The 26,138-nt window shown below is 33.1% G+C and carries 25 protein-coding genes and 1 riboswitch; of the genes, 6 read left to right on the top strand and 19 right to left on the bottom strand.

The features are described from left to right. Nucleotides 1-51: 51 nt before the first annotated feature. The 3 genes from HMPREF2658_RS01820 to HMPREF2658_RS01810 all read right to left on the bottom strand — a co-directional run bounded on the left by HMPREF2658_RS01820 (nucleotide 52) and on the right by HMPREF2658_RS01810 (nucleotide 3,224). Nucleotides 52-714: a potassium channel family protein gene (locus HMPREF2658_RS01820; protein WP_000514290.1), complete on the bottom strand. Its 663-nt coding sequence runs from the start codon at nucleotides 712-714 to the stop codon at nucleotides 52-54. 132 nt (nucleotides 715-846) lie between these two features. After that, nucleotides 847-1,866, bottom strand: a complete 1,020-nt coding sequence (locus HMPREF2658_RS01815) for a cytochrome d ubiquinol oxidase subunit II (protein ID WP_000638449.1) — start codon at nucleotides 1,864-1,866, stop codon at nucleotides 847-849. Further along, nucleotides 1,863-3,224, bottom strand: coding sequence for a cytochrome ubiquinol oxidase subunit I (locus tag HMPREF2658_RS01810; RefSeq protein WP_000381849.1), 1,362 nt, complete (start codon nucleotides 3,222-3,224; stop codon nucleotides 1,863-1,865). Before HMPREF2658_RS01810 ends, HMPREF2658_RS01815 begins: the two co-directional genes overlap by 4 nt. A gap of 197 nt (nucleotides 3,225-3,421) precedes the next feature. Between HMPREF2658_RS01810 and nrdH the strand changes: the two genes are divergently transcribed. Beyond that, a complete protein-coding gene (gene nrdH, locus HMPREF2658_RS01805; protein ID WP_001289619.1) occupies nucleotides 3,422-3,655 on the top strand; it encodes a glutaredoxin-like protein NrdH in 234 nt (77 codons plus the stop codon). Nucleotides 3,656-3,890: 235 nt separating this feature from the next. On the opposite strand, the gene ptsP is transcribed toward nrdH, so the two are convergent. The 5 genes from ptsP to auxA all read right to left on the bottom strand — a co-directional run bounded on the left by ptsP (nucleotide 3,891) and on the right by auxA (nucleotide 9,520). Next, nucleotides 3,891-5,609: a phosphoenolpyruvate--protein phosphotransferase gene (ptsP, locus tag HMPREF2658_RS01800; RefSeq protein ID WP_000040046.1), complete on the bottom strand. Its 1,719-nt coding sequence runs from the start codon at nucleotides 5,607-5,609 to the stop codon at nucleotides 3,891-3,893. A gap of 2 nt (nucleotides 5,610-5,611) precedes the next feature. Then, a complete protein-coding gene (locus HMPREF2658_RS01795; protein WP_000437472.1) occupies nucleotides 5,612-5,878 on the bottom strand; it encodes a phosphocarrier protein HPr in 267 nt (88 codons plus the stop codon). Nucleotides 5,879-6,031: 153 nt separating this feature from the next. Next, complete coding sequence (locus tag HMPREF2658_RS01790) at nucleotides 6,032-6,574, bottom strand: hypothetical protein (RefSeq protein WP_000505969.1); 543 nt, start codon at nucleotides 6,572-6,574, stop codon at nucleotides 6,032-6,034. A gap of 53 nt (nucleotides 6,575-6,627) precedes the next feature. Further along, complete coding sequence (locus HMPREF2658_RS01785; RefSeq protein WP_000685080.1) at nucleotides 6,628-7,800, bottom strand: class I SAM-dependent rRNA methyltransferase; 1,173 nt, start codon at nucleotides 7,798-7,800, stop codon at nucleotides 6,628-6,630. Between the two features lie 424 nt (nucleotides 7,801-8,224). Further along, entirely contained in the window at nucleotides 8,225-9,520 is a 1,296-nt protein-coding gene (gene auxA, locus HMPREF2658_RS01780; RefSeq protein ID WP_000009076.1) for a lipoteichoic acid stability factor AuxA, read from the bottom strand. Nucleotides 9,521-9,671: 151 nt separating this feature from the next. Here auxA and graF point away from each other — a divergent pair, with 151 nt between their 5' ends. The 4 genes from graF (at nucleotide 9,672) to HMPREF2658_RS01755 (ending at nucleotide 13,116) form a co-directional block, all read left to right on the top strand. After that, nucleotides 9,672-9,806 (top strand): glycopeptide resistance-associated protein GraF, encoded by a 135-nt coding sequence (gene graF, locus HMPREF2658_RS01775; protein WP_000064214.1) that lies wholly within the window; start codon nucleotides 9,672-9,674, stop codon nucleotides 9,804-9,806. A 343-nt stretch (nucleotides 9,807-10,149) separates the two neighbouring features. Then, nucleotides 10,150-10,250, top strand: a riboswitch (TPP riboswitch). A gap of 76 nt (nucleotides 10,251-10,326) precedes the next feature. Next, nucleotides 10,327-10,902 carry an ECF transporter S component gene (locus HMPREF2658_RS01765; RefSeq protein ID WP_000033477.1) on the top strand — a complete coding sequence of 192 codons (576 nt, stop codon included), beginning with the start codon at nucleotides 10,327-10,329 and terminating at the stop codon, nucleotides 10,900-10,902. Nucleotides 10,903-10,916: 14 nt separating this feature from the next. After that, nucleotides 10,917-12,317, top strand: coding sequence for an ABC transporter ATP-binding protein (locus HMPREF2658_RS01760; RefSeq protein ID WP_000921979.1), 1,401 nt, complete (start codon nucleotides 10,917-10,919; stop codon nucleotides 12,315-12,317). Next, nucleotides 12,310-13,116, top strand: a complete 807-nt coding sequence (locus tag HMPREF2658_RS01755) for an energy-coupling factor transporter transmembrane component T family protein (protein WP_000273264.1) — start codon at nucleotides 12,310-12,312, stop codon at nucleotides 13,114-13,116. The genes HMPREF2658_RS01760 and HMPREF2658_RS01755 overlap by 8 nt, the downstream gene beginning before the upstream one ends. 265 nt (nucleotides 13,117-13,381) lie before the next feature. On the opposite strand, the gene purD is transcribed toward HMPREF2658_RS01755, so the two are convergent. Genes purD through purE form a run of 11 tightly spaced genes read right to left on the bottom strand, consistent with a single transcriptional unit; the run spans nucleotide 13,382 to nucleotide 24,616 of the window. Next, the gene (gene purD, locus HMPREF2658_RS01750; protein WP_001101904.1) at nucleotides 13,382-14,629 is read right to left on the bottom strand and encodes a phosphoribosylamine--glycine ligase; all 1,248 of its coding nucleotides are present in this window, start codon (nucleotides 14,627-14,629) and stop codon (nucleotides 13,382-13,384) included. Between the two features lie 21 nt (nucleotides 14,630-14,650). Beyond that, complete coding sequence (gene purH / locus HMPREF2658_RS01745) at nucleotides 14,651-16,129, bottom strand: bifunctional phosphoribosylaminoimidazolecarboxamide formyltransferase/IMP cyclohydrolase (RefSeq protein ID WP_000709286.1); 1,479 nt, start codon at nucleotides 16,127-16,129, stop codon at nucleotides 14,651-14,653. 14 nt (nucleotides 16,130-16,143) lie between these two features. Beyond that, nucleotides 16,144-16,710 carry a phosphoribosylglycinamide formyltransferase gene (purN, locus tag HMPREF2658_RS01740; RefSeq protein WP_000238657.1) on the bottom strand — a complete coding sequence of 189 codons (567 nt, stop codon included), beginning with the start codon at nucleotides 16,708-16,710 and terminating at the stop codon, nucleotides 16,144-16,146. 2 nt (nucleotides 16,711-16,712) lie between these two features. Beyond that, the gene (gene purM / locus HMPREF2658_RS01735; RefSeq protein WP_000030827.1) at nucleotides 16,713-17,741 is read right to left on the bottom strand and encodes a phosphoribosylformylglycinamidine cyclo-ligase; all 1,029 of its coding nucleotides are present in this window, start codon (nucleotides 17,739-17,741) and stop codon (nucleotides 16,713-16,715) included. After that, complete coding sequence (gene purF, locus HMPREF2658_RS01730) at nucleotides 17,734-19,218, bottom strand: amidophosphoribosyltransferase (protein ID WP_000483713.1); 1,485 nt, start codon at nucleotides 19,216-19,218, stop codon at nucleotides 17,734-17,736. The genes purM and purF overlap by 8 nt, the downstream gene beginning before the upstream one ends. Further along, nucleotides 19,197-21,386, bottom strand: a complete 2,190-nt coding sequence (gene purL, locus HMPREF2658_RS01725) for a phosphoribosylformylglycinamidine synthase subunit PurL (protein ID WP_000032752.1) — start codon at nucleotides 21,384-21,386, stop codon at nucleotides 19,197-19,199. The genes purF and purL overlap by 22 nt, the downstream gene beginning before the upstream one ends. After that, nucleotides 21,379-22,050 (bottom strand): phosphoribosylformylglycinamidine synthase I, encoded by a 672-nt coding sequence (gene purQ / locus HMPREF2658_RS01720; protein ID WP_000666803.1) that lies wholly within the window; start codon nucleotides 22,048-22,050, stop codon nucleotides 21,379-21,381. Before purQ ends, purL begins: the two co-directional genes overlap by 8 nt. Nucleotide 22,051: 1 nt before the next feature. Then, nucleotides 22,052-22,315, bottom strand: a complete 264-nt coding sequence (gene purS, locus HMPREF2658_RS01715) for a phosphoribosylformylglycinamidine synthase subunit PurS (RefSeq protein WP_000848350.1) — start codon at nucleotides 22,313-22,315, stop codon at nucleotides 22,052-22,054. Further along, nucleotides 22,315-23,019: a phosphoribosylaminoimidazolesuccinocarboxamide synthase gene (gene purC, locus HMPREF2658_RS01710; RefSeq protein ID WP_000174048.1), complete on the bottom strand. Its 705-nt coding sequence runs from the start codon at nucleotides 23,017-23,019 to the stop codon at nucleotides 22,315-22,317. The genes purS and purC overlap by 1 nt, the downstream gene beginning before the upstream one ends. 3 nt (nucleotides 23,020-23,022) lie before the next feature. Further along, a complete protein-coding gene (gene purK / locus HMPREF2658_RS01705) occupies nucleotides 23,023-24,147 on the bottom strand; it encodes a 5-(carboxyamino)imidazole ribonucleotide synthase (RefSeq protein WP_001010404.1) in 1,125 nt (374 codons plus the stop codon). Then, a complete protein-coding gene (gene purE, locus HMPREF2658_RS01700) occupies nucleotides 24,134-24,616 on the bottom strand; it encodes a 5-(carboxyamino)imidazole ribonucleotide mutase (RefSeq protein ID WP_001622461.1) in 483 nt (160 codons plus the stop codon). The genes purK and purE overlap by 14 nt, the downstream gene beginning before the upstream one ends. 200 nt (nucleotides 24,617-24,816) lie before the next feature. On the opposite strand from purE, the gene folD reads away from it, so the two are divergent. Continuing rightward, nucleotides 24,817-25,677, top strand: a complete 861-nt coding sequence (gene folD, locus HMPREF2658_RS01695; protein ID WP_000225844.1) for a bifunctional methylenetetrahydrofolate dehydrogenase/methenyltetrahydrofolate cyclohydrolase FolD — start codon at nucleotides 24,817-24,819, stop codon at nucleotides 25,675-25,677. The last annotated feature ends 461 nt before the right edge of the window (nucleotides 25,678-26,138 follow it).

The raw sequence follows: 26,138 nt of genomic DNA, 5'->3' as shown, positions 1-26,138 counted from the left end.
TGGGACGACGAAATAAATTTTGAGAAAATATCATATCTGTCCCACTCCCGATTATCTCGTCGCAATATTTTTTTCAAAGCGATTTAAATCATTATCATGTCCAATCATAATTAAAATATCACCTATTTCTAAATTAATATTTGGATTTGGTGAAATGATGAACTCTTTGCCTCGTTTAATTGCAATAATATTAATTCCATATTGTGCTCTTATATCTAAATCAATGATAGACTGCCCCGCCATCTTTTCAGTTGCTTTCAATTCTACAATAGAATGCTCGTCTGCCAACTCAAGATAATCAAGTACACTTGCACTCGCAACATTATGCGCAATACGTCTACCCATATCACGCTCAGGGTGCACAACCGTATCTGCTCCAATTTTATTTAAAATCTTTGCATGATAATCATTTTGTGCTTTAGCAGTTACTTTTTTTACACCTAACTCTTTTAAAATTAAAGTCGTCAACGTACTTGATTGAATATTTTCACCAATTGCCACAATGACATGATCAAAGTTACGGATACCTAAACTTTTCATAACTGCTTCATCTGTTGTGTCTGCAACAACCGCATGAGTAGCAATATCACTATATTCATTCACTCTATTTTCATCATGGTCGATGGCCATTACATCCATGTCTAATGCATTCAACTCACGAACGATACTACCTCCAAAACGACCTAGACCGATGACTACATATTCTTTGCCCATACTCGCCCTCCATTAAATGATTTTCATCAATTCATTGAAAATATAAATTTAAAATTATTATAAATGAGTACCCCAACTAAATTATCTAAATGCAGCAATGCAAGTAAATGAAAGTTGGGGTATCGTCTCAACTTATGATTTCTTTCCTTCAACATATTCTTTGTCGAAAACAAATAATCTTAATAATAATATTAACGATGGAAGTAATAAAAGTAAACCTAAAATAAAGACAATCACTAATGTCCAGCCCATTTCTGGATTAACATAAGCATCTGTAATTTTTACAAACGGATATAAAAGGTATGGCAATTTACTAATTCCATAGCCAAAGAACGCGAACATCATTTGTAAAATAACAAATACAAAAGCCAAACCATGCTTTTTCTTAAAGAATGTTAACAATGAAGCTAATGCAAAGAATAAGAAACTTATAGCAAACATCCACCAGTAGTCAAAAACAGCTGAATAAAAATGTTCAGAATTTTGAATGCGTAATGATAGAAATACGAATAAACAAATGATAATCATCGGTGGCCCTAAAAATATGTGCCATTGTCTTGTTAAATTATATGCAGGTTCGTCATTTGCTTTTTTAGCATAATATGTCAAAAACCCTGATGAAATATATAAAACTGAAATAATTGCCAAGAATACTACAGACCAAGCAAATGGGCTTAATAGTAACTGCACCCAATCTAAATCGATAACATTGTTTCGAACATTAATATAGCCACCTTCTGTAATAGTTAAAGCAGTTGATAATGAAGCTGGAATTAATAATCCACTTACTCCATACATGAACATCCATGCTAATTTTGTATCTTGACCATAATTTTCAAATGCATAAAAACTGTTTCTCAACGATATCATAATCAGTGCTATTGAACCTGGTATTAACAATACTGTGCCTAAATATTTGATTGACTCTGGAAAGAAACCTACGAATCCTACGAAAAAGAAAACAAAGAATACATTCGTAACTTCCCAAACTGGGTTCAAATAACGTGAAATTAAGTGATTAATTTTCTTTTCATCACCAGTTAACTTTGAATGCAATGCGAAGAAACCTGCCCCAAAATCTATAGAAGCAATAATGATGTAGCAAAATAAAAACAACCATAACACTGTTATACCTATAAATGCATAAATCATTTTTCTATTTCTCCTCCTTGCTTCTTGGCTAAGCGATTTACATCTTCATACGCCGGTTTATTTTTAAACATACGAATTAATACGTATGCACATGTATACATTAAAATGATGTACAATATGCCAAATAAAATTGTAACGAAGGTTATTCCGCCTGCTTGTGTTGCTGCTTCTGCCACGCGCATATAACCACGAACAATCCAAGGCTGTCTACCCATCTCTGTTAAGAACCATCCAAATTCTATAGCTAGCATTGAAGCTGGTCCTGTTAATAATATTCCATAAAGCATCCATTTATGAGTAGAAAACTTTCTAAGCTTTTTAAACATTAAAGTTAAGACATAAACACCTGAAATGACAAAACATAAAATTCCCATCGTTACCATTAAATCAAAGAAATAATGGACAATCATAGGCGGATGTAAACTTTTCGGAAAATCATTTAACCCTTGCACTTTAGTTTTGACACTATTATCTGCTAAGAAACTCAATAGTCCAGGTAATTCAATCGCACCTTTAACTTGCTGAGTCTTTTCATCTAACACACCAAATAATAATAATTTGGCATGGGAAGATGTATCGAAATGCCATTCATAAGCTGCTAATTTTTCAGGTTGGAATTTATGCAAAAATTTTGCAGATAAATCCCCTGCCAACATAGAAAGTAATGTTGAAAAGAATCCAACTATCATAGACATTTTCAAAGCTTTCTTATGGTAGACAGTATCTTTAGGTTGACGATTACGCAATAATTTAAAAGCTGCTATTGATGCAATAACAAATGCCATCGTCATACCGGCTGTAGTAATTACGTGAAATGATCGAACTATAAACGATGGGTTAAACATCGCTTCTATAGGTTGAACATTGACCATCTTTCCATTCTTCAACTCAAAACCTGCAGGCGTATTCATAAATGAATTCACTGAAGTAATGAAGAATGCTGAGAAAGAGCCACCAATAATTACTGGTATACTAATTAAGAAATGTGTCCATTTATTTTTAAAACGATCCCAAGTATATAAATATATACTTAAGAAAATAGCTTCAAAGAAGAACGCAAATGTTTCCATAAATAATGGAAGTGCAATAACGTGTCCACCCATTTCCATAAATGTAGGCCAAATCAATGATAATTGAAGTCCTATAATTGTACCTGTAACAACTCCCACTGCTACAGTAATTGTATAAGCTTTAGCCCATCTTTTGGCCATAGCTATATATTGAAGATCATTTTTGCGAATACCTAAAAATTCTGCAATTGCGAACATTAAAGGCATACCAACACCAATCGTTGCAAAAATGATATGAACTGCTAAAGTCATAGCTGTCAAAAACCGACTGATTTCAACTGTATCCATTTAAAAACATCACCTTTTTCTTTTTTTGATGACAACACAATAAACTTAATTATAATTGCTATAATACATATTTTTGAAACATTATGCGCTATGAAATTGTGTATAATTTATGTCAGTTCACAATGTGTTCACAAATTTGAATTTCAATGTATAATTGTGTATATTACATTAGAATAAAGCACGAAGGAGCATGATACATGTCAGAAATAATCGTTTATACGCAGAATGATTGTCCACCTTGTACATTTGTAAAAAATTATCTAAATGAGCATCAAATTGATTTTGAAGAGAGAAATATCAACAATCAACAATATCGAAACGAAATGATAGATTTTGATGCTTTTTCAACTCCGTTTATTTTGTTGAGTGGCAATCCAATGTACCATGTTGATCTTGATGAAATCAACAAAGTATTAAATATCCAAGATTAATTTTCATCTAAATCAACTTCATCATTTTTAGCTATCATAATTAAATATCGATTTTTAAATTAATTAACATTAATTAAAGAACAACATTTTGTCAATAACACCTAGTTGTTTAATTAGTTAGCAACAACATTCCATTGAAATTAACATAAATCATAAAAAAGAACCCGAAGTATTCATAATTACTCACAATGAATACTTCGGGTTTATTTATAATTCTGTCTTTCGAAAGAATTAATTATTTTACGTAGTTGTTAACTAATTCAATAACTTCTTCTTGCGTTGCACAGTCGACTGCACGGTTAGCAAGTTCAGTCATTTCATTTTTACTTAAACCATTAATTTGTCTTCTTGCTTTCAGAATAGACGTTGCACTCATAGAGAACTCATCTAAACCTAAACCAAGTAATAATGGAATAGCTGTTTCATCTCCAGCCATTTCACCACACATACCTGTCCATTTACCTTCTTTATGTGATGCTTCAATAACTTGTTTAACTAAGCGTAAGATTGAAGGGTTATATGGTTGGTATAGATATGATACACGCTCTGACATACGGTCAGCAGCTAATGTGTATTGAATTAAATCATTTGTACCGATACTGAAGAAATCTACTTCTTTAGCAAAGACATCAGCTAATGCTGCTGTTGCAGGTATCTCTACCATGATTCCTAATTCTATATCATCTGAAATGTCATGACCTTCATTTTTAAGGTTTTCTTTTTCTTCTAATAATATAGCTTTAGCTTCTCTAAATTCGTTAATTGTTGCAACCATTGGGAACATGATATTTAACTTACCATAAACTGATGCACGTAATAATGCACGTAGCTGTGGTCTGAAAATATCTTGTTGCGCAAGGCATAAACGAATCGCACGGTAACCTAAGAATGGATTCATTTCTTCAGGCAAGTTTAAGTATGATAATTCTTTATCTCCACCTATATCTAAAGTACGTACAACAACACGTTTACCGTTCATTGCTTCTAATACTTCTTTATAAGCTTCAAATTGCTCTTCTTCTGTAGGCATTTGGTCACGACCCATATATAAAAACTCAGTTCTATATAAGCCGATACCTTGTGCACCATTTTCAATAACACCTGGCAAATCATTAGGTGTACCAATATTTGCAGCAAGCTCTGCGTGAACACCATCAACTGTAACAGTATCAGCATCACGTAGTTTTTGTAATTCTTTCTTGTCAGCAAAATAACGCTCACGTTTATCTTGATAAGCGATTAACTCATCTTCAGTTGGATTAACGATTACATCACCATTTAATCCATCTACGATAATCATGTCGCCTTGTTTAACTTCTTGAGTAATTGATTTTGTACCAACAATTGCTGGAATTTCTAAAGAACGACTCATAATCGCAGAGTGACTTGTTCTTCCGCCAATGTTTGTAGCAAAACCTTGTACGAATTCTTTATTTAATTGAGCAGTATCAGATGGCGTTAAGTCATTCCCTACAATAACAACGCTTTCATCAATCATACTCGGATTTGGCAATTCTATACCTAAAATATGTGATAACACACGTTTAGAAACGTCGCGAATATCAGCCGCACGTTCTTTCATGTATTCGTTATCCATAGATTCAAAAATTGTAACAAATTGTGTTGTTACATCCGTTAATGCTGTAGCAGCATTAGCGTTTTCATTTTTAATCTTATCTTGAATTGGTTGAATTAATTCAGGGTCATCTAAAACTAATAAATGTGCATCAAAGATAGCAGCTTTATCAGCACCTAATTGAACCTCTGCATTATTTCTAATTTTAGTTAACTCAACTTTAGAAGCTTCGATAGCGTTATTGAACTTAGCAACTTCTCCTTCAACATCAGTGACTTTTTCATTTTTGTCGAATGTTAAGTCTGGCTCAACTAACAAATAAGCTTTAGCAATTGCAACACCATCAGATGCAGCAATTCCTTTAATTAATTTAGACATGATTATTTAGTCAATCCTTCTTTTGATAAGACGTCACTGATTGCTTGAATGGCGTCAGATTCATCACTACCGTCAGCATAAATTGTAATTTCAGCATCTTTACCAACACCAAGGCTCATAACACCCATGATTGATTTTAAGTTAACCTTTTTACCGTTATATTCTAATTGGATATCAGAATCGAATTTTGAAGCTGTTTGAACTAACATTGTTGCTGGTCTAGCGTGAATACCAGTCTCGTCGATGATTACATATGAATTTTGTTCCATAATTACATTTCTCCTTCGTATAGTTAGAATCTTCAATATTATTACAATACTAACTTAGTTTTATACCTTAACTTTACCAAAACCATGCTTTAAATTCAATTCGTTTAAAACCGGTTTCAGTAAAATTTGCAAATTGCAAAACTATTATAGCACCTACATGACATTTTTAATAACATTTTCGCATTTTTGAATGTGATCTTTTCCAATTTTATTCATAAAATAGTAACTAATAGATGCAGACACAGCTTGTCCTACAACAGGAAACCATTTTGTTTGTTTAGCTGCAGTTCGTTTTGCTACATCTCTAATTACAATTTTTAAAAATGCACTTGAAATTCTTTTACCAATAAATTGACTACCTTGAATTGCCGCTGCAGACATAATTCTTTCTTTCACATCATCCCCAAGGCTATTAACTTGCTTATGATCTAATCCGTATATTTTATTTACATCTTCGATAATATCTTTCATTAATTTTAAATCAACACCAAAATCTAATCCAGGAATTGGAACAACGCTCATTGTTGATGACATTAAAGACTTTCTCTTTACAATTGCTTCAGCACGTTCGCGTCTTTCTCTCAATTCTTGAATCGTCGTTGGCATTGCACCTTTTCCGCCAACATTTTCTATTTTAAAAACTGAATTACCAATTTTATTTGTTAAATTTGATGTTAAATTGTTTTTGAATCCCATTGTATCATCACCCTTCTTTTTCTCAATAAGATACTATACCCCTTTTTATCAAATTAATGTCTAATATTTACAAAAACAGCTTTTAAATATTTAGATGGCTTATAATGTGGATGTGTTTTAAAATCTTTTGGTAATCCCATAACTTCAGTTAATTCATAATCAACGCCATTCTCTTCAAGCGTCTTTTTAATAGTATTTTTAAATTGCTTTAATGGATATACACTTGCGTTTGTACATAATAATAATGTTCCTTCAGATGATAAGATATTTAAGGCGCCAGTAATTAATTTGTCATAATCTTTTTGCACTGAAAATGTACGTTTTTTGTTGCGTGCAAAGCTAGGTGGATCAATCACGATCGTGTCATAACTATGTCCATGACGTGCAGCATATTTATAGAAATCAAAAGTGTCCATGACATAAATATATTGAGATTTAGGATCAATAGCATTTAATCCAAAATTTTCTTCAGTTAAACTACGAGAACGATTAGCCAAATCTACACTTGTTGTTGAAGATGCCTCACTTGCTGCTATTACAGAAAAAGCACCTGTATAACTAAATAAGTTTAAAACATGGCGTTCTTTGGCATATTGATCCCTTAATTTCTTGCGCACTTCTTTTTGATCTAAAAAGATACCTGTCATCAAACCATCTTCAAGGTCTACATTGTAAAATGTGAAGTTTTCTTCGATAACAATTGGAAACTCAGGTGCATCGCCTTCAACAAAACCACCACTATATTCGCTGTCTTTAAATCTTACTTTTTCGTATATAGATTTATAATCAAATACTTTTCTAACCGCTTCAAGAATGGCATATTTAAATTTATAAATACCTTTTGAGTACCATTGAATCAACAAATGACCATCGTAATTGTCGATCGTTAATCCCCCAACTCCATCACCTTCAGCATTAAATAATCTAAAAGCATTTGTTCCATCTATATTAAAATAATAATCACGTTCTGCTAATGCAGTATTAAATAATTTCACAAAGAAAGCTGTGTTGATTTCTTGAGCTTTATCGTATGTTTGAACCCAACCTAATCCTTTATGTTGGCGACCAACATAAGCCGTTGCAACATATTGTGATTTATCAGTCACAATTTGAAAAATATCTCCTTCTTTTAAATGATCTTGTGAATAGATATCCTCTTCTTCAATTAAAGGATATCCATTAAAATATTTTGTTTCTTTGCCTTTGTTCAGAGTTGCTATTTTCATCTGACAACTTCCTTTCTGTGTTTCGTTGTAGTTTTATATAGATTAAATTGTTTGCCAAATTTCAATATCATCTACTTCTAATCTTACTGTTGATTTTAACAAATTAGTAATTCGAATGATATATGTTAAATTTCTACAAAGGAAATACTATATATCGTTTCGCAAATTACATATATCACTTCAACTATTTACTAGTTTTCATGATTTTACAAATGGATAACTTTTCAACTATTTTATTTGCACTAAAACTTTGTATACAATTTTCAATACTTAATTCACATTACCTGAATCAATCAAATCTAGTTACAAAAAAAGTACTATCCATAAACTTCATTGACCTGTATCTAAGTAAGTTAGAGATATATCTAACTTATAGCGTACACATCAAAATGTTTAATAGATAGTACTTTTATAATGCTTTTAATTATGGTCGCTCTCGTAATTGTAACGAATAAGAAATGATGATTGCCAATAACATTAATAGTAATGTTGGCGTAATGAACACTGAAAGTAGAAGTCCATGAATCATTATATTTATAAATTCCGTTAACAATTTAAAGAATAAAATGCTCCCCATAAATAGTTGTAAATAATAAAACTTACCTTTTAAGTGGAAAGTTAACGTTGTAGCGATATATGCGATAATAATGACTAGCAGAATTAGTAATGTAACCCATTCAATAACATATTGTGTCTGTGATAATTTCCAATCACCAGATACAAATAATGCATTACGATTATTAAATTCTAAAAATGTGAATAAAAAGATGACGACACCACAAAATAGTTCGACATACATCGGTTTAACCCATTTCGGTTTTCTCATCCAATCAGGAATATCGTCCTCTTGAATATCGATAATATCATTAACTTTCTTTTTGAATTTATCTCTTTTAGCTCTAATTTTATCTAAATCGACACTTCTTCTTGTCTTACGTGCATATTCTGTAGTCTTATCTTGGAGTTGCTTCAAGTGAATTTTAGTTTGATTCGTGACATTCCCTTTACTTGTTCTTGATAATTCTGGCTCCTCTTCACCTAATTCTTGCTTTGTTAAAGGTAAAGCTCGGCGCAAGAACAAGAAATTCCAAATAGCCATTTGACCAAGTAACCACATAATTATAAAGAAAGCATTGACACTTAAGATATCAATTGATTCTATTTCATTAGCATCAATTCTGCCATACAATGCAATTTGTGTAATTAAATAACTTATACCATAACTTACAATAATCCACATGTAATGATTTTTAACATTTTCCTGATTCAATTCATCTTTATAGACGATATATCCTATATGAATTGTAAATGGAATAATGAAAATCACTGCAAAGAATCCATAAACTTGCGTCATTAATATAAGTGTAATAATAAAGTACATGATACCGATAACTAAGAAAAAGATAGAAATATCATAGTCATACTTAATAGTTCTAAGTAATGTATGACCAATCAACATAACTAAAATACCGAATATAATTATCACAATTGCACTAACTATAGGGAAATTACCTATAAATCGACTCATTACTTTAATAATTTCACTGAAAAATGCATTCAGAAATTCCCACACATTATGAACATGTGTATCAACTTTTTTACCACCATTTAATTGTTTAATTAAAGGCAAGTTAATTAAAATAATGAGACCAGTGAAGAGTGAAACGATACCGATTAAATAGCTAAAAATAATTTCGGCGTGTTTCCTAAGAAAAGACATTATGTTCACCTCAAAATCATTATATATTAATCTAATGTTGTTGTCTTTAGATAAATGAATAAATAGTGCTATAGACTTAGAAAAGTTTAACGAAAGTACAACCGGGTAAGATTTATATATAAATAATTATCCAATTTGGGAGGAATTAATCATGTCAAATGAAAATCAAAATAAAAAAGCAGCAGAAAAAGCTAAAGAAGTTGAAGAAAAACTAAAAGATAAAAAAGAAGAAAAAACAGAAGATATTAATCAAACAAAACAAGATATCCAAGATACACTAAATTAATTTAGAGCCCCTTACAACTTTTAGTTGTTAGGGGCTTTTATGCTTGCGCTCACCGCAAGTATCCCACTTTTATCTTACAAACAATAATTCGTAAGCCATTATGCACGGGTTGTTCACTGTTGTTAAAGAGGTATGATTGATAAGTATCCCTCTTCACTTATCAACTTAATATTATTACATGTCACATATTTTTATATCTTTAATTACTAACATTTCTACTACATCTTTAATTTAAATCTAATGCTAATATTATAAATTTTAAATCGAATTAAACGAAATTTCATGAAGATAACCTATTGACATAAGTTTATAAACGTCTTACAGTATAATTAATTAAATAAATCGCACACACTAGGGGTGTTTTATACTGAGATGAGGCTTGCCCTCAAACCCTTTGAACCTGATCTAGCTTGAACTAGCGTAGGAAAGTGTTACTATACATATGTTTTACTAATATATATTGTGAACGCATAACTTTCCTATGGATGGTTGTGCGTTTTTTTATTAGGAGGATGTAAAAATGTCAAAAGGTTTAAAGCTATCTGAAATACTAGTAACCGTACTTATTTCAGTAGTATTCGCAGTTATTTACAATTTATGGTGGTTTGTTTACAATGGTGTGCAAGCTACAGGCCTTCACCTCGAACAATTAACAAACGGGGTTTGGTTCATGGCAGCGATTGTCTGCTATCTAATTATTCCAAAACCAGGTATTGCTTTATTGGCTGAATTTGCTGCAGGTGCCGGCGAAACTATCATTATGGGTCGTTTCGATATTCCGACAATCGTTTACGCTTTCATACAAGGTTTAGCGTGTGAACTTGTCTTTGCAATTTTTAAATATCAATCTCGTTCAGTTATGGTAGCTATGTTAGCAGGTTTTTGTACAGCTATCGCGGCTTTCCCGATCGATTATTTCTATGGTTATTTAAATGAGGTTGCAGGTTGGAACTTAACATTATTCATCGTATTTAGATTAATTAGTGGTGCAGTAGTCGCCGGCGTCCTATCTTACCTTTTAGTAAAAGCTTTAGATAAGACAGGCGTAACAAAATTATTTAGACCAGCTGCTAAAGAAGATTACGACAACTTATAAGAGGAGCATTCAGAGTGTTAAAAGTAAGTGATTTACGATTAAAATATCCAAGTGGTCAGCGTAAAATTTTCGATCATTTAAATATCACTATTCAAGACAAAGAAAAAGTACTTTTACTCGGTCCTTCTGGTTGCGGTAAAAGTACACTTCTGAATGTATTAAGTGGTATTGTTCCTAATTTAATTGAATTACCTATGAAATATGATGAACTAATCGTTGAACCATTAAGTGGCGTTATTTTCCAAGACCCTGATAGCCAGTTTTGTATGCCAAAAGTATACGAAGAACTTGCATTCGTTTTAGAAAATAGACAAGTACCACGTGAAGACATGGATGCGTTAATTATCAATGCTTTAAATATGGTCAATTTAAATGTTACCCCTGAAACGTATATCAAAGATTTAAGTGGCGGGATGAAACAGAAATTGGCAATTGTTGAAACCATTCTTCAACAATCAAAAACATTGTTTTTAGATGAACCGACAGCAATGTTAGATGTTCAAGCAACGGAAGATTTATGGACTAAACTAATTGAACTTTGGGAAGATCAAACTGTTGTAATCGTTGAACATAAAGTTAAACACATCTGGAATCATGTCGACCGCGTCATTTTGATGGATTATAACGGAAATATCATTGCCGATGAATGTCCTGAAATCATATTACAGAAGTATGTACATTTACTCAGTGAATATGGTGTGTGGCATCCACGAGCATGGGAATTCGCTCCAAGTCGTGTTGACTTTCCAACAACAAACTCACACTTATTACAATTTAAAAATGGACGTATTATTCGCGGTAAATCAACGTTGTTCTCATTCTCAGATTTAGAAATTGGTTTAGGTGAGTGGATTACAATTACAGGGGCAAATGGTAGTGGTAAAACAACCTTGCTTGAATCAATTATGCAATTGATTAAATATCAAGGTGATGTTTATTTTGAAAATCAGCGTTTAACAAAAATTAAACATGCAGCAAAACACATGTATCTAGTTTATCAAAACCCAGAGTTACAATTTATAACAAATTCGGTTTATGATGAAATTAACATTCATTTTAATCACCTTTCTAAAGATCAAAGTGATGATGAAACGATACAACTTTTAAAACTTTTAGATTTAGAAAATGTTAAAGATCAACATCCATATGAGTTGTCTATTGGTCAAAAACGACGCCTTAGCGTAGCTACCGCACTAAGTTCTAAAGCTGATATCATCTTTTTAGATGAACCGACATTTGGACTTGATAGCCATAATACATTCCAGTTGATCAAACTTTTCCAAAAACGCATTAATTTGGGACTAAGTATTGTCATGGTTACACATGACGATGAAATAATTGAACGTTATCCATCAAGAAGACTTAAAATTTCAGATGGTGCGTTACAAGATTGTGATGGTGATACGAATGTATGAGCAATGGAAAGTTCGGCAATCATTTGTTGATGATGTCAACATTATAACGAAACTATTTCTTGGAATTATACTATTTTTCTTTATTATATTTGTTCATAATTTCGATTTTATGCTTTATATCACTACCTTAATGTTAGTTTTCTTATTGCTGTTTAATGGTACTCAGTTTAAAATTACAGCAATTTTTATAACTATAAGTATTGGCTTTGCATTACTCTCTTCCCTGTTCATGATTTTATACGGGAACGGTAGCCATACAATTTTGAAATTCGGATTTATCCATATTACAACAGAAAGTTTAGTTCGTGGTTTACATGTTTCATTAAGAACCATTGCTATTTCATTTTTCGGTATCTTAATCGCACTCACATCTCAGGTTGTCATGATTTTTTATAGTTTAATGCAACATTTAAAGGTTAAATCCAAAGTTGCTTATGCATTCATGGCTGCCATTCGTATGATACCTTTAATGATTAGTTCTTTAATACAGCTTCGCAGATCTTTAAAAATGCGCTATCAGATGATAGACGCAGCAAATTATAGAGGATTAAAGCGATTTAAGCATTTAATCATACCTCTATTAAGTCAAAACATTAGAAAGGCACATCAATTATCAGTTGCGATGGAGTCGAAAGGATTTAGAGATGGTCCTCGTACTTACTATTACAACGTACCTTTCTCATATAAAGATGTAATCTTTATTATAGTCTTAATTGCCATTATTACTTTGGCATATTATTGTTCAATCACCTTACCCATCACGGGCATTGATGATGTTCGTCTTGGTCGTGTAGGTTAAATTTTATCCATAATTGTATAGATACTAAATTAGAAATTCATTGTATAGAAAAAGAAAACCATTTATTCCATACTAAACAAAAGAGGTGCCACAAACATGTTATTTTGTTCATCCAAACATGTTGTGGCGCCTCTTTTGTATTACATATACATAATCACAAATTTGGTACAGAAATCAATGTCCTAGACTCTACAACTAAAAAAGCTATGAAAAAATCTATCGTTATAGATTTGTTCATAGCTAATCTTAGTATTTTTAAATATACTTATTTAAGTTGTAGTGCTTTATTCGCAATATCATGACGATAGAATAAATGGTCACTTTGTATTTGATATACTTTTTCGTATGCGTCTCGCTGTGCATCATGTACATTGTGACCTTTTCCGATGGCAAGTATAACTCTACCACCTGAAGTAACAAAGGTATCACCTTGCTTCTTTAATCCACTAACAAAATAGTTTTCATTTAAATCAAAGCCACTTACTTTATGCCCTTTTTCATATGCATCAGGATATCCTTTTGATGCCAACATGACCCCTACAATAGCTTCATTTTTCCATTTGAATTCAGTACGTTTTCCTTCATCTAAATCAATAATATGCTGCATTAAATCACTTTCCATGCGACTTAATAATACTTGAGCTTCAGGATCACCAAAACGGGCATTAAATTCTATTACTTTTGGACCATCTTTAGTTAGAATAGCACCAATGTATAATACACCGAAGAATTGATAACCTTCATTAAGCATTGCCTTTGCAATGGGTTGTGCAATCGTTTCATTTGTAAGTTTTAAAACATCGTCACTAATATGTGGTACTGGACAATAAGCCCCCATACCACCAGTATTTGGTCCTTCATCATGATCAAATGCGCGTTTATGATCTTGTGCAATACAGTCGAAAGGAACTGCTAAATCACCATTAACAAATGTCATTAGAGAGAACTCTTCACCTTCTAAAAACGTTTCAAATACTACAGTACCTTCTTCTTCATCACCATACATAATCTCAATAGCACTTCTGGCTGCTTCAATAGTATCTGCAATAATAACGCCTTTCCCAGCAGCTAATCCATCTTTCTTGACAACAACGGGCAATTCACAATTTTCAATATATGTTAAAGCATCCTTTTTTCGCTCAACTTCTTTATAATCAGCAGTTGGAATATTATATTTTTCCATTATCTTTTTAGCAAATAATTTTGAGCCTTCGATTTGAGCTGCTTGTTTATTTGGACCAAACACTTTGAAACCATTCGCTCGCAAAATGTCTGCTAGTCCATCAATTAGCGGTTGTTCTGGACCTATAACTACCCAATCAACACTTTGCTTTTTAGCAAAATCGACAATAGCTTCATGATCAGATTCTGAAATTTCAGTGTGTACTTCAGCTATAGGTGTCATTGCCTCATTACCTGGAATGACAAAAACTTGTTTAACTAGATTCGATTGATTAAGTTTATATGCAAGTGCATGTTCTCGTCCACCAGCACCAATTACTAATACATTCATTTATGTTACGCCCCTTTAAAATTAGTGTTTAAAATGTCGAGTGCCTGTGACTACCATTGCAATACCATGTTTATTAGCCATATCAATTGAATCTTGATCTTTAATCGAACCACCCGGTTGGATAATTGCCTTTATACCATGTTGTGCTGCAAGTTCAACTGTATCTCCCATAGGGAAAAATCCATCAGATACTAACGCCACATGATCATTGATTTCAATAGCTCTTTCTAATGCAATTTTAGCAGCACCGACACGATTCATTTGTCCAGCACCTATTCCTACAGTTTGTTTATTATTACTTAAAATAATTGCATTACTTTTTACTGATGGTACAACTTTCCATCCTAATAACATTGCTTCCCATTGTTCATCAGTAGGTGCAACTTCTGTAACAACTTTCATTTCTTCTTTTGGTACGACATAATTGTCTTTATCTTGAACTAAATATCCGCCAGATACTGAAACAAACTCTTCTTCGTTACTGTCTATAGTCATATCAATTTCTAATAATCTTACATTCTTCTTTTGTTTTAAAATATCTAATGCTTCATCTGTAAATTTTGGTGCAATAATGACTTCCAAAAAGATACTATGCAATTGCTCTGCTAACTCAGGTGTTACAGATCGGTTTAATGCAACAATTCCACCAAATATTGATTGACTATCCGCTTCATACGCATGTTGAAATGCTTGTTCTATCGTGTCACCGATACCAACACCACATGGATTCATGTGTTTAACTGCAACTGCAGCAGGTGTATCAAACTTTTTAACTAGAGCTAGTGTAGCATCTGCATCTTTAATATTGTTATAGCTTAATTGTTTCCCATGTAATTGTTTAGCGCCTGCAATCGTGTGCTTAGCATTCGAAGTTCTCACAAAATACGCTGATTGTTGTGGATTTTCTCCATATCTTAAAGTTTCTTTATCCCCTTTAAAGAAACGTACAATCGCTTCATCATATTCTGCAGTATGCTCAAAAACTTTGATCATTAATGATTGTCTATACGACTCATCTAACGAATCGTTTCTTAATCGCGTCAATACTTCTTGATAATCTGCAGGATGTACAATTGTCGTTACATGTTTATAGTTTTTAGCTGCAGCACGTAACATTGTTGGACCACCAATATCAATATTTTCAATTGCTTCGTCCATCGTCACATCAGGGTTTGCAACAGTTTGTTGGAATGGATATAAATTAACTACTACCATATCAATTAAATCTATATGTTGTTCTGATAATTCATTTAAATGCTGCGGTTTATTTCGATCAGCTAAAATGCCACCATGAACAGCCGGATGTAATGTTTTAACACGGCCATCCATTATTTCTGGAAAATGTGTTAAATCTGAAACAGAACGAACTGGTACATTTGCTTCATCTAATATACGTTTAGTACCACCTGTTGAATATAATTCATAATTTAATTGCGTTAACGCTTTAGCAAACTCTACAATACCTGTTTTATTTGATACGCTCAAAATAGCTTTCTTCATCACATACATACTCCTTATTTTACAATTTTAGCAATAACACTTGGATATAACTCATATTCCAATTTTTTTACTTTCTCTTCTAATTGTTCTTTTGAATCGTCCGGTCTAATATCACATTGTCTCTGTTCAATAATTTCTCCCGTATCCATACCACTATCAACATAATGTACTGTCGAACCAGTAATAGTATCGCCACTATGATATGCTTGGCCTATTGCGTCAATCCCCTTATATTTCGGCAATAGAGATGGATGTATATTCAATATTTTACCTTCAAATGAAGCTAATAAGTCTGGACCAATTAGACGCATGTAGCCAGCTAAAATAATCCACTCTACCTTATCTTTATTTAATAAAGTTACTAAATGTTGTTCATACGCTGCTTTTGAATCAAATTGTTTTGGTTCATTAATATACACAGGTATATCGTGCTTTTTTGCTCTATCTATACAAAACGCATTTTGATGATCCGTATATAGCGCCGTAACTTCAATATTTTCAAGTTTTCCTGATTCAACATGATCAACTATATTTTCAAAGTTACTTCCTGAACCAGATGCAAAAATCGCAATTTTAACCATTGTTATACCCCCAACAATTCAATTGCAGTTGACTCATTTTTCACAATATGACCAATCTGATAGGCTTCCACATCTTGTTCGGCTAAAATCTTCAATGCGCGTGATGCATCTTTTTCATCAACGATAACTGTATAGCCAATACCCATATTAAAAATGTTATACATTTCATTTGTGTCAATATTGCCTTGCTGTTGTAACCAATCAAATATTTTTGGCGTTGGAAATGATGTAGTATCAATTCTAGCAGCATATCCGGCTGGCAATGCACGTGGAATATTTTCATAAAAACCTCCACCAGTAATATGATTCATTGCCTTAATAGAAACTTCTTTTTTCAAAGCAAGTACAGGTTTGACATATAATTTAGTTGGTTCTAAAAAGACATCTATAAATGGACGATTATCGAAGTTTGATGCCAAATCAATGCCTGATTCATTAATTAATTTACGCACTAAACTGTATCCATTTGAATGAATGCCACTTGACGCAAGCCCTATAACAACTTGTCTCTCTTTTACTTCTGAACCATCTACATAGTCATCCTTTTCAACTACTCCAACAGCAAATCCAGCTACATCATATTCGCCTTCGTGATACATTTCACCCATTTCAGCAGTCTCTCCACCGATAAGTGCAGTATTCGTTTCAACACATGCATCACTAATACCTTTAACAATTTGTTCAATAACTTCAGGAACAACTTTATTTGTAGCGATATAATCTAAAAAATACAATGGTTCTGCACCTGTCGTTAAAATATCATTAACACACATTGCAACTGCATCGATACCTATCGAATCATGTTTACCATAGTCGATAGCTAGTTTTAATTTCGTACCTACTCCGTCTGTTCCAGAAACTAAAACTGGCGCTGTCATATTTAATTGTGATAAATCAAATGTAGCACCGAATCCACCTAAACCACCAATAACTTCTTTACGCATCGTACGTTTAACATGACTAGACATTCTTTCTACAGATTCATAACCAGCATGAATATTTACACCAGATTGTTCATATGCTTTAGACATTTAAATTTCCCTCGCTATCAAAAAAGTGTTTGTTTTTAGAAATATATTGCTTTTGTCGATGACTTAAATGTGCTTTATAATTTGCTTCATAATCATATAACCCTGCAGGATAATCTCCAGTGAAACTTTCTACACATAAGCCACTATAAGGCGCGTCATAATCTAAACCAATTGATTCAATTAACCCATCTACAGATAGATATGCTAACGAATCAGCGCCAATATAATCTTTAATTTCTTCAGGTGATTTGCTTGCAGAAATTAATTCTGCCGTTGTTGAAACATCGATTCCATAAAAACTCGGGAACATAAATTCCGGCGATGCTATACGCACATGCACTTTATTTGCACCAGAATCTTTTAACATTTTCACAATGCGTCGAATTGTCGTACCGCGAACAATAGAATCATCAACAAGAATAATATTTTTACCGTCTACAATATCTTTCACTGCAGATAGCTTCACCCTTACACCTTGTTCACGTAACTCTTGCGTTGGTTGAATAAATGTTCTTGCAACATATTGATTTTTAACTAGTCCCATTTCATATGGCAAACCGATTTCTTCAGCATAACCGCTCGCTGCAGATAATGATGAATTAGGTACACCGATGACCATATCAGCGTTTACAGGGCTTTCTTGGGCTAATTTTTTACCAGAAGCTTTACGTACTGCATGGACATTTTTACCAGCTATTGTTGAGTCTGGTCTCGCAAAATAAATATATTCCATCGCAGAAATTGCAGTTGTCGTATGATGTGTATAGGATTTAACTGTAATACCTTTATCGTTAATCACGACATATTCACCTGCATGAATATCTTGAACAAATTCTGCACCTAACACATCTATTGCACATGTTTCACTTGCAAGGATGTATGTACCATCTTTCATTTTACCTACAACAAGAGGTCTGATAGCATTTGGATCTACTGCGCCATATAACGCATCTTTAGTTAAAATCGCAAATGTAAAACCGCCTTTAACTTTTCGCAAACTTTCTTTCAACGCTTCCTCAAAAGTAGGAGCTTTACTTCGACGTATCAAATGCATAATGACTTCAGTATCAGAAGACGAATGGAAGATAGCACCTTGTTTTTCTAAATTCTGACGCAATGATTTAGCATTAATGAGGTTACCATTATGACAAATACCTACACTCATATCATAAAAGTGATACAGAAACGGTTGAATATTTTCAATACCTTTATTACCTGAAGTAGCATAACGGACGTGACCAATTGCATGTTGATATCCTTTTAATCGTTCCATTTGGTCATCTTTAATCGCTTCAGTTAGTAAGCCTAATCCTCGCTCGCCTTTTAATTCATTTTGATCAGAAACAACTATACCTGCACCTTCTTGACCACGATGTTGCAAACTATGAAGTCCCATATATGTTAGTTGCGCTGCTTCAGGATGATTCCAAATACCAAACACGCCACATTCTTCGTTTAATCCTGAGTAGTTAAACATTGAGCAATTGCCCCTTCCCATATTTGTTTAATATCTGAAACATTTTCACTAATCTCTGTATATGGTGTTGTTACTTTGAAATTATCACTATCTGTTAAAAGTCCAATTTCTATTGCATTATCAATATTTAAAGTTTTACCTGATTTAACAGAAACAACATATCGGCCTTGTGTCTCACTAAACAATTGTGCATTTGTTATATCTATTGAAGACTTTAATCCTAAACCGTAATGCGCACTTAGTTTAGCTAAGGTAATCAGTAAGCCACCTTTACCAACTGTTTGAACATGTGATAATAGTCCTTCACGAATAGCGGTCTTGATTGATTCACCTTTTTCAACTTCTGAACTCAAATCTAATGGCTCATATTCATGATTAACTTTGCCATAAATTAACTTTTCAAGTTGACTACCACCAAAGTCGTCCTTAGTATCACCGATTAAATATAATTTATCTCCAACTTGAGGTTCAAAATCATTTAAATAATTTACATTTTCAATCAAACCTACCATTCCAACAACTGGTGTTGGGAAAATAGAAGTACCTTTCGTTTCGTTATATAAAGATACATTACCAGAAACTACTGGTGTCTTAAGAATTTCGCATGCTTCTGCCATACCCTTCGTTGAATCTATCAGCTGTTGATAAATTTCTTTCTTTTCAGGAGAACCATAATTTAAGCAGTCAGTCATTGCTAATGGTGTGGCTCCAACCGCAATTAAATTACGATAAGCTTCAGCTACTACCATCTTTCCACCTTCATATGGATTGTTATATACATAACGCGCTTCACCATCAATTGTTGAAGCAATTGCCTTATTTGTGCCTTCCACACGAACTACCGATGCTTGAAGTCCTGGCTTAATTATCGTATTGGCACCAACTTGTTGGTCGTATTGATCATATAAATAGTGTTTAGATGCTATAGTCGGATGTTTAAGTAATTTAAAGAAAGTATCTTTAACATCGATGTGTGTATAATCATTTTTAGAAGTATTATAATTTTTTTCTTCTCCTTCTAAAATATATACAGGTGCTTCATCAGCTAGTGGTTCAACTGGAATGTCAGCATAAACTTCGTCTTCATATGTTAAAACAAAACGATTTGTATCTGTAACTTCACCTATAACAGCACTATCCAATTCGTGCTTATCAAATAAATCTAAGAATTTTTGTTCAGTACCTTTTTCAACAACTAGTAACATACGTTCTTGAGTTTCTGAAAGCATCATTTCGTAAGGAGAAATACCTGGCTCACGTGTTGGCACTTGTTCTAATCTCAAATGTAAACCACTACCACCTTTTGCCGCCATTTCAGAAGATGAAGATGTTAAACCAGCAGCACCCATATCTTGAATACCAACTAATTCATCAAATGTAATTGCTTCAAGTGTTGCTTCCATTAATTTTTTACCTACAAATGGATCACCGATTTGTACAGAAGGTCGTTTACTTTCGCTTTCTTCCGTCAATTCTTCAGATGCAAAAGTAGCACCATGAATACCATCTCGACCAGTTTTCAAACCAACATAAATGACCGAATTACCTACACCTTTTGCTGTGCCTTTTTGAATCATGTCGTGATTGATAACACCAACGCACATTGCATTAACTAGTGGATTGCCATCGTATCGTTCATCAAATTCAATTTCACCAGCTGTTGTTGGTATACCAATACAGTTGCCGTAGCCACCTATCCCTTTAACAACACCTTTAAGTAATCGTTGGTTTTGCTTATTATCTAATTCTCCAAATCTAAGACTGTTTAACAAATTAATAGGTCTAGCCCCAATAGAGACAATGTCACGAATGATTCCACCAACGCCTGTAGCAGCCCCTTGGTATGGTTCAATTGCTGATGGATGATTGTGAGATTCTACTTTAAATACTACGGCTTGATTATCACCGATATCGACTACCCCTGCACCTTCACCTGGACCCATAAGCACATGCTCACCTGACGTAGGAAATTGCTTTAAAAACGGTTTAGAATGTTTATAAGAACAATGTTCACTCCACATAACAGAAAAGATACCTGTTTCTGTAAAGTTAGGTTGTCTGCCTAAAATATCGCAAACTTTTTCATATTCTTGATCACTTAATCCCATATCTTGATATACTTTTTCAAGTTTAATTTCTTCAACGCTTGGTTCGATAAATTTAGACATGTTGTTCCCTCCAACTTTTTACCATCGCTTCAAATAATTTCACACCACTATCAGTACCTAACAACGTTTCTAAAGCTCTTTCAGGATGTGGCATCATGCCACACACATTGCCTTTTTCGTTAACAATTCCTGCAATATCATCATATGAACCGTTCGGATTATTCACATATTTCAGAATAATTTGATTGTTAGTTTTTAATTGTTGATATATTTCATCAGTACAATAATAATGACCTTCACCGTGAGCTACAGGATATATAACTTTTTCACCTTGTTCATAAAGATTTGTAAATGCCGTTTGATTATTCACTATTTCTAACTCTTCATTTCTACTAATAAATAAATGTGAATCGTTATGCAATAATGCACCAGGTAATAAGCCAATTTCAGTTAAAATTTGAAACCCATTACAAACACCTAATACTGGCTTACCTTCAGCTGCAAGACGTTTAACTTCAGAAATAATCGGCGCTACACTAGCCATTGCCCCAGATCTTAAGTAATCCCCGAATGAAAATCCACCAGGAATAAGTACGCCATCAAATCCACTTAGTGATGTTTCTCTATAATCTACATATTCCGCTTCAACACCACTTTTAATAGCAGCATTAAACATGTCTCTATCACAATTCGAACCTGGAAAAACAAGAACCGCAAATTTCATTTTATGCATTCTCCTTTTCATCATCTAACACTTTATAGCTATATTCTTCAATCACTGTATTTGCAAACAATTTTTCACTTAGAGTTGTAATAATGTTGTGTACCTTTTCATCACTAACCTCATCCACTGTCATATATAATACTTTTCCTACACGAATATCATTCACTTGTGCATAACCTAAATCATGTACAGCTCGAGTAAGCGTTTGTCCTTGCGTATCTAATACTTGTGGTTGTAATGTGATATGTAGTTCAATTGTTTTCATTATTTTAAATCCTCCAATTTGTTTAAAAATATTTGATATGTTTCAATCAGTGATCCAGTGTTATTTCTATATACATCTTTATCAAAGTTTGCATTGGTAGCTTTATCCCAAATTCGACATGTATCTGGAGATATTTCATCCGCTAACAAAATTTGATCAGTCTCAGTCTTTCCAAATTCGATTTTAAAATCTACTAATTTTAAATTCATCGCATCCATTAATTGTTTTAATACTTGATTAATTTCTAGCGCTTTCGTTTTTAATGTTTCAATATCTTTATCTGTCGCAATATTCAGTAATTTGATGTGATCATCTGTAATCAAAGGATCATTTAATGCATCATTTTTATAGAAAAATTCCACAAGTGGTTCTCTAAAAACTTCACCATTTTCAAAACCTAAACGCTTTGTAATAGATCCGCTAGCAATATTACGAACAACTACTTCTAATGGAATTATTTTCACAGGCTTAACTAATTGTTCTGTTTCAGATAATTGCTTAATAAAGTGACTTTCTATTCCATTTTCTTGTAAATATTTAAATATAATAGAAGTAATTTGATTATTTAATCGCCCCTTACCTGCCATTGTGTCTTTCTTAGCACCGTTTCCAGCAGTAACTTCATCTTTATATTCAACTCTTAATTCATTTTCTTGATTTGTTGAGAAAATGCGCTTCGCTTTTCCTTCATATAATAATGTCATGCTTTAATTACTCCCCTCAAATTTAGCGTACATATCTTGTTCAGTTTGGTTTACATCATTCGTTAGTACAGTCATATGACCCATTTTTCTGTTATCTTTACGCTCAGACTTACCATAAATATGTAAGTGCCACTCTGGATGTTCATTAAATTCATTTTCCAATAAATCTAAGTCTTTACCTAGTAAGTTCATCATGACTGCAGGCTTTAATAATTCAATTGAATTTGGTAATGATTGTCCGGTAACTGCTAAAATATGAGTATCAAATTGTGAATAATCACACGCTTCAATTGAATAATGTCCGGAATTGTGAGGCCTTGGTGCAATCTCGTTCACATACAATTGGTTGTTACTATCTATAAAAAATTCAACTGTAAATGTTCCAATGAAATGAATCGATTGGATAATTTTATTAACTTGCTCTTTCGCCTCAGCTGTTTTATCTATTCTCGCTGGAACAATTGTTTTGAAAAGTATTTGATTTCTATGCTCATTTTCTTGTAATGGGAAATAAGTGATTTGATTGTTGTCTCCTCTTGTAACAGTAAGTGATACTTCTTTCTTGATATTCAAATATTTTTCAGCTACGCATTCACTAGTTTCAATTAATTTAAAACCTTCTTGTAAGTCTTTTTCGTTGTTAATTAAAACTTGACCTTTGCCATCGTAGCCACCAAATCTAGTTTTTACAATAAAAGGATATCCTAATGTTTCAATTGCTTTGTCAATATCTGTAGATTCTTTTACTGAAATGAATGGGACAACTTTGGTACCAGCACTTTTTAATGTTTCTTTTTCAGTTAAGCGGTCTTGTAATAACTGTATAGCTTGGTAACCTTGCGGAATATTGTACTTTTCACATAATAGTTTTAATTGTTGGGCTGAAATGTTTTCAAATTCATAAGTAATCACATCACATTTTTGTCCTAATTGATTGAGTGCCTTTTCATCGTCATACTTGGCTTGTATAAATTCGTGTGCAACGTATCTACATGGACAATCTTCAGTAGGATCCAATACAGCCACTTTATAACCCATTTTTTGAGCTGATTGTGCCATCATCTTTCCAAGCTGACCACCACCAATAATGCCAATAGTCGCACCAAACTTTAATTTATTGAAGTTCATTTTGCATGTCCTCCACTTTTTGAATTAACGAAGATTCATATTGATTTAGTTTTTCAACTAAAGAAGGATTTTGAATACTTAACATTCTTGCTGCAAGTATACCTGCATTTTTAGCACCTGCTGCACCAATTGCAGTCGTTGCAACCGGAATACCTCCTGGCATTTGAACAATAGATAATAAAGAATCTAGACCCTTTAAACTTTTTGTTTCAATTGGTACTCCAATAACTGGTAGCGTTGTTAATGATGCAACCATACCTGGTAAATGTGCCGCACCGCCAGCGCCTGCAATGATAATGTCTATACCTCTTTCTCTCGCTTCAGAAGCAAATTGAACCATCATTTTTGGCGTACGATGTGCGGATACTACTTGTTTTTCGTACGGAATTTCAAAATAATCCAACATGTTACAACTCTCTTGCATAATTTTCCAATCGGAAGAACTGCCCATAATGACTGCTACTTTCACTTTGTACACCCTTTCAAAAGTTTGAATTGTGAATTACTTTAGTTGTATATTATAGATATAGCATAACAAGCAATTTCTGCTTTTTCAATCAAAAATCGAACTTTATTTTGGTTTTTTGTTTGAATTTACGTCTTTTGCTATATAAATTAGTTTTATAAACTAACAAAGTTAGGATATTGACAATAGGAGGAGAAGTTTTTATGGTTGCTAAAATTTTAGATGGTAAACAAATTGCCAAAGACTACAGACAGGGGTTACAAAATCAAGTTGAAGCGCTAAAAGAAAAGGGTTTTACACCTAAATTATCCGTTATATTAGTTGGTAATGATGGCGCTAGTCAAAGTTATGTTAGATCAAAAAAGAAAGCAGCTGAAAAAATTGGTATGATTTCAGAAATCGTACATTTGGAAGAAACAGCTACTGAAGAAGAAGTATTAAACGAACTAAATAGACTAAATAATGATGATTCTGTAAGTGGTATTTTGGTACAAGTACCACTACCAAAACAAGTTAGCGAACAGAAAATATTAGAAGCAATCAATCCTGATAAAGATGTGGACGGTTTTCATCCAATTAATATAGGGAAATTATATATCGATGAACAAACTTTTGTACCTTGCACACCGCTCGGCATCATGGAAATATTAAAACATGCTGATATTGATTTAGAAGGTAAAAATGCAGTTGTAATTGGACGAAGTCATATTGTTGGACAACCAGTTTCTAAGTTACTACTTCAAAAAAATGCATCAGTAACAATCTTACATTCTCGTTCAAAGGATATGGCATCATATTTAAAAGATGCTGATGTCATTGTCAGTGCAGTTGGTAAGCCTGGTTTAGTAACAAAAGATGTTGTCAAAGAAGGAGCAGTAATTATCGATGTTGGTAATACGCCAGATGAAGATGGCAAATTAAAAGGTGACGTTGATTATGATGCAGTTAAAGAAATTGCTGGAGCTATTACACCAGTTCCTGGTGGCGTTGGCCCATTAACAATTACTATGGTATTAAATAATACTTTGCTTGCAGAAAAAATGCGTCGAGGTATTGATTCGTAAAGAGCCTGAGACATAAATCAATGTTCTATGCTCTACAAAGTTATAATGGCAGTAGTTGACTGAACGAAAATTCGCTTGTAACAAGCTTTTTTCAATTCTAGTCAACCTTGCCGGCGGGGCCCCAACAAAGAGAAATTGGATTCCCAATTTCTACAGACAATGCAAGTTGGGGTGGGACGACGAAATAAATTTTACGAAAATATCATTTCTGTCCCACTCCCTAATAACTGAGTTTTAATGAACTCTTTTAACCCACATTAAATATTATTTCGCAATTGCAATGAATAACAAGAAAAATCTGGAACATTAATCAATCAAATGCTCCCCTCAAAGTAGACATTGAAAAAATGAAGGCTTTGAAGGGAGCATTTCACATTGTTCTAGGCTCAACAATTTTATATAGTCAGTAGTTAATTGAATGAAAAAAGCTTGTAACAAGCTTTTTTCAATTCTAGTCAGGG

Origin of the sequence: Staphylococcus sp. HMSC062H10 (assembly GCF_001836945.1) — a bacterium.
GTDB lineage: Bacteria > Bacillota > Bacilli > Staphylococcales > Staphylococcaceae > Staphylococcus > Staphylococcus aureus.
The sequence above is the reverse complement of the archived record's forward strand: the minus strand, read 5'-3'. Positions and strand labels throughout refer to the sequence as shown.

Excerpts from the sequence above, each read along its gene's own strand:
- purQ (WP_000666803.1), bottom strand. The coding sequence starts at position 22,050 with ATGAAATTTGCGGTTCTTGTTTTTCCAGGTTCGAATTGTGATAGAGAC.
- purN (WP_000238657.1), bottom strand. The coding sequence starts at position 16,710 with ATGGTTAAAATTGCGATTTTTGCATCTGGTTCAGGAAGTAACTTTGAA.
- purM (WP_000030827.1), bottom strand. The coding sequence starts at position 17,741 with ATGTCTAAAGCATATGAACAATCTGGTGTAAATATTCATGCTGGTTAT.
- HMPREF2658_RS01810 (WP_000381849.1), bottom strand. The coding sequence starts at position 3,224 with ATGGATACAGTTGAAATCAGTCGGTTTTTGACAGCTATGACTTTAGCA.
- purF (WP_000483713.1), bottom strand. The coding sequence starts at position 19,218 with ATGTTTAACTACTCAGGATTAAACGAAGAATGTGGCGTGTTTGGTATT.
- HMPREF2658_RS01785 (WP_000685080.1), bottom strand. The coding sequence starts at position 7,800 with ATGAAAATAGCAACTCTGAACAAAGGCAAAGAAACAAAATATTTTAAT.
- HMPREF2658_RS01820 (WP_000514290.1), bottom strand. The coding sequence starts at position 714 with ATGGGCAAAGAATATGTAGTCATCGGTCTAGGTCGTTTTGGAGGTAGT.
- HMPREF2658_RS01790 (WP_000505969.1), bottom strand. The coding sequence starts at position 6,574 with ATGGGATTCAAAAACAATTTAACATCAAATTTAACAAATAAAATTGGT.
- ptsP (WP_000040046.1), bottom strand. The coding sequence starts at position 5,609 with ATGTCTAAATTAATTAAAGGAATTGCTGCATCTGATGGTGTTGCAATT.
- folD (WP_000225844.1), top strand. The coding sequence starts at position 24,817 with ATGGTTGCTAAAATTTTAGATGGTAAACAAATTGCCAAAGACTACAGA.
- HMPREF2658_RS01815 (WP_000638449.1), bottom strand. The coding sequence starts at position 1,866 with ATGATTTATGCATTTATAGGTATAACAGTGTTATGGTTGTTTTTATTT.
- HMPREF2658_RS01795 (WP_000437472.1), bottom strand. The coding sequence starts at position 5,878 with ATGGAACAAAATTCATATGTAATCATCGACGAGACTGGTATTCACGCT.
- purS (WP_000848350.1), bottom strand. The coding sequence starts at position 22,315 with ATGAAAACAATTGAACTACATATCACATTACAACCACAAGTATTAGAT.
- purK (WP_001010404.1), bottom strand. The coding sequence starts at position 24,147 with ATGAACTTCAATAAATTAAAGTTTGGTGCGACTATTGGCATTATTGGT.
- nrdH (WP_001289619.1), top strand. The coding sequence starts at position 3,422 with ATGTCAGAAATAATCGTTTATACGCAGAATGATTGTCCACCTTGTACA.
- HMPREF2658_RS01765 (WP_000033477.1), top strand. The coding sequence starts at position 10,327 with ATGTCAAAAGGTTTAAAGCTATCTGAAATACTAGTAACCGTACTTATT.
- purD (WP_001101904.1), bottom strand. The coding sequence starts at position 14,629 with ATGAATGTATTAGTAATTGGTGCTGGTGGACGAGAACATGCACTTGCA.
- HMPREF2658_RS01755 (WP_000273264.1), top strand. The coding sequence starts at position 12,310 with ATGTATGAGCAATGGAAAGTTCGGCAATCATTTGTTGATGATGTCAAC.
- graF (WP_000064214.1), top strand. The coding sequence starts at position 9,672 with ATGTCAAATGAAAATCAAAATAAAAAAGCAGCAGAAAAAGCTAAAGAA.
- purC (WP_000174048.1), bottom strand. The coding sequence starts at position 23,019 with ATGACATTATTATATGAAGGAAAAGCGAAGCGCATTTTCTCAACAAAT.
- purL (WP_000032752.1), bottom strand. The coding sequence starts at position 21,386 with ATGTCTAAATTTATCGAACCAAGCGTTGAAGAAATTAAACTTGAAAAA.
- auxA (WP_000009076.1), bottom strand. The coding sequence starts at position 9,520 with ATGTCTTTTCTTAGGAAACACGCCGAAATTATTTTTAGCTATTTAATC.
- purH (WP_000709286.1), bottom strand. The coding sequence starts at position 16,129 with ATGAAGAAAGCTATTTTGAGCGTATCAAATAAAACAGGTATTGTAGAG.